We start from the raw sequence: 2,094 nt of genomic DNA, 5'->3' as shown, positions 1-2,094 counted from the left end.
TCATCCGTTGCATTGTAGACTTCTTGCGTGTCTGGTTTACCAGAACCTATATGCAATGTTTGGTAGTGATCGTCTGTTGGTTTCTCAAAAACAATGGAGCTGTTATCGAGATTAAGCGTGGAAATATCAGAACGAGATCTTTGAGCGATATCAAGCAGATTGCCATCATCATCTTTTTCGTTTGTGCTGGTTTTCAACGTCCATGTTGTCTTATTTTTTAGATCAAAGTGCACATTTCTGTCTTTAGCAATATTTGCTCTGCCCTCTAGAATAGACTGATCTGCGCTTAAGGTGAAGGTGCCGTTGGAGATCGCTTTAACCTCTTTACCATCCCACCACTCTTTATCTTTCCATGACATTTTGTCCCAAAAAATGCCATCTCCTAATAATACGTCAGCATGAATTTTTGAATCTTTAAGATTGAGCGTACCGATTGACAATTCTTGAGTATCTTCAATGTTATCGTTAGTGAGAGCCCCAACGAGAACTCCTGTACCATTTTCAACGTGAATATCTGCATTGGTTAAATTAATTTCACTACTTGGATGTTTTTTTGAATCATCTGATTCATCGAGTTTGGTACCAAAGAGATCTAAGAACTGTACGCCGCTAACTCCTGCTGTTAAAGAAACATCTGTGAGATCAATATGTCCACCATATGCTACGACTAGTGCAATTTTTTTTGCTTCTATTTGGTTTTCTATGGCATTCTGTGCTGCTTCAATATCATCATTAATCATCTTAATTGTGCTATTATTTCCTGCGGTAAGAGCAACATCAAAATTTTGAATGGTTGTTTTACCATTTAATTCGATAGCACTATCAGGCTCCGCAACGTTTACACCAACGGTTATTTTTTTACTTTCACCACCGGTTATTGTTAAATCTCCGCTAATGATTTTACTCCCACCATCTGCATAAAAACCTTCATCAACATTTTTAATAGATGTTTTGCCCGTTAACGTAATTTCACTCCCTGCGTCCGTTGTCCATACACCAGAGCGGCTTTTGTCGGTGTCTTGATCAATTGTTTCACCACCGACTACGGTTAAATTTTCACTGGTAATTTTACCACCATTAACTGCTCCAAGACCGTTCAAAGTATTGTTAATTGTTGTATCGCCATGCAATTCAATTGTGCTATCAGGACCAAAGGACTCTACACCGGTTCCTTTGCCATCTGTTGTTAAAGCAACATTCGTGGCATCAATTTGTCCACCTTTTTCTGCAAATAATGCAGTTTGTGTATTCCCTATTGTTGTTACTTTTCCTCCTGCCATTGTGATCTTAGATCCTGAACCATCTGCACGGAGTCCATTACCACTAGATGATGCGACTGTAACATTGTTGTTTAAAGCAATGGTGCTGCCACTCTCTGCGTTAATCCCTATATCGTTTCCAACAAATGATCCTCCTGATATTTTGATTTTAGAATGATCCATTGCATATACGCCGAATTTTGCATTTGTAATGTGTACATTTTTTAAAGTGACATTGCTTGCTTGGGAATTTAATCCTGTAAACACCACTGTTTCATCTTTTTGACTGCTCGATATTGTCACATCTTCCAACTTATTTTCATTGTTTTTACTGTCATAAAAGGTAGCACCAACTGTAGAAGTTGTAATAGTTCCTCCGGTCATTTTAATTATAGCATTTTTTTCTGCATAAAGCCCAAGAAAAGCATGATCAATTTCTGTTCCGTGCAATTCGATCATACTATTAGGTCCGCTGGCATTTGCACCAGCTCCACCACCTGTGGCTACTGAGAGAGAAACATCTGTAACATTAATATGTCCACCGTTTTCAGCAGTTAATGCTGCATAAATTCCTCCTTTAACTTTTCCTTTCGTCATTTTGATGGTGCCATTGTCTTTTGCCCGGAGCCCAGTGTTATCAGATGATGTAATTTTAGAATCATTTATAGTGATTGTGCTGCCGTTTTGCGCAAATATTGTTGCTTGTTTTGAATCAAATGAACCTCCAGAGACTGTTATTGTGGAGTTATTATTAGCAAATATGCCTGTTGTCGCTTTAGTGACGGTTACATTGTTTAAAGACACAGTGCTTTTTTCGGCACTTATTCCTTTATCT

1 protein-coding gene and 1 pseudogene are annotated in these 2,094 nt (G+C 38.3%); one reads left to right on the top strand and one right to left on the bottom strand.

Going from position 1 to position 2,094, the window contains the following annotated elements; translation table 11 throughout:
- A pseudogene (locus tag ACFIJW_RS02140) lies at positions 1-1,856 on the bottom strand (autotransporter outer membrane beta-barrel domain-containing protein); the annotation flags it as partial.
- Between the two features lie 34 nt (positions 1,857-1,890).
- Here ACFIJW_RS02140 and ACFIJW_RS02135 point away from each other — a divergent pair.
- The coding region (locus tag ACFIJW_RS02135; protein ID WP_375633136.1) for a hypothetical protein at positions 1,891-2,094 on the top strand (204 nt) is incomplete at its 3' end.

Source organism: Bartonella sp. MM97QHHN, assembly GCF_042194285.1.
In the GTDB taxonomy this organism is placed as follows: domain Bacteria; phylum Pseudomonadota; class Alphaproteobacteria; order Rhizobiales; family Rhizobiaceae; genus Bartonella.
The sequence above is the reverse complement of the archived record's forward strand: the minus strand, read 5'-3'. Positions and strand labels throughout refer to the sequence as shown.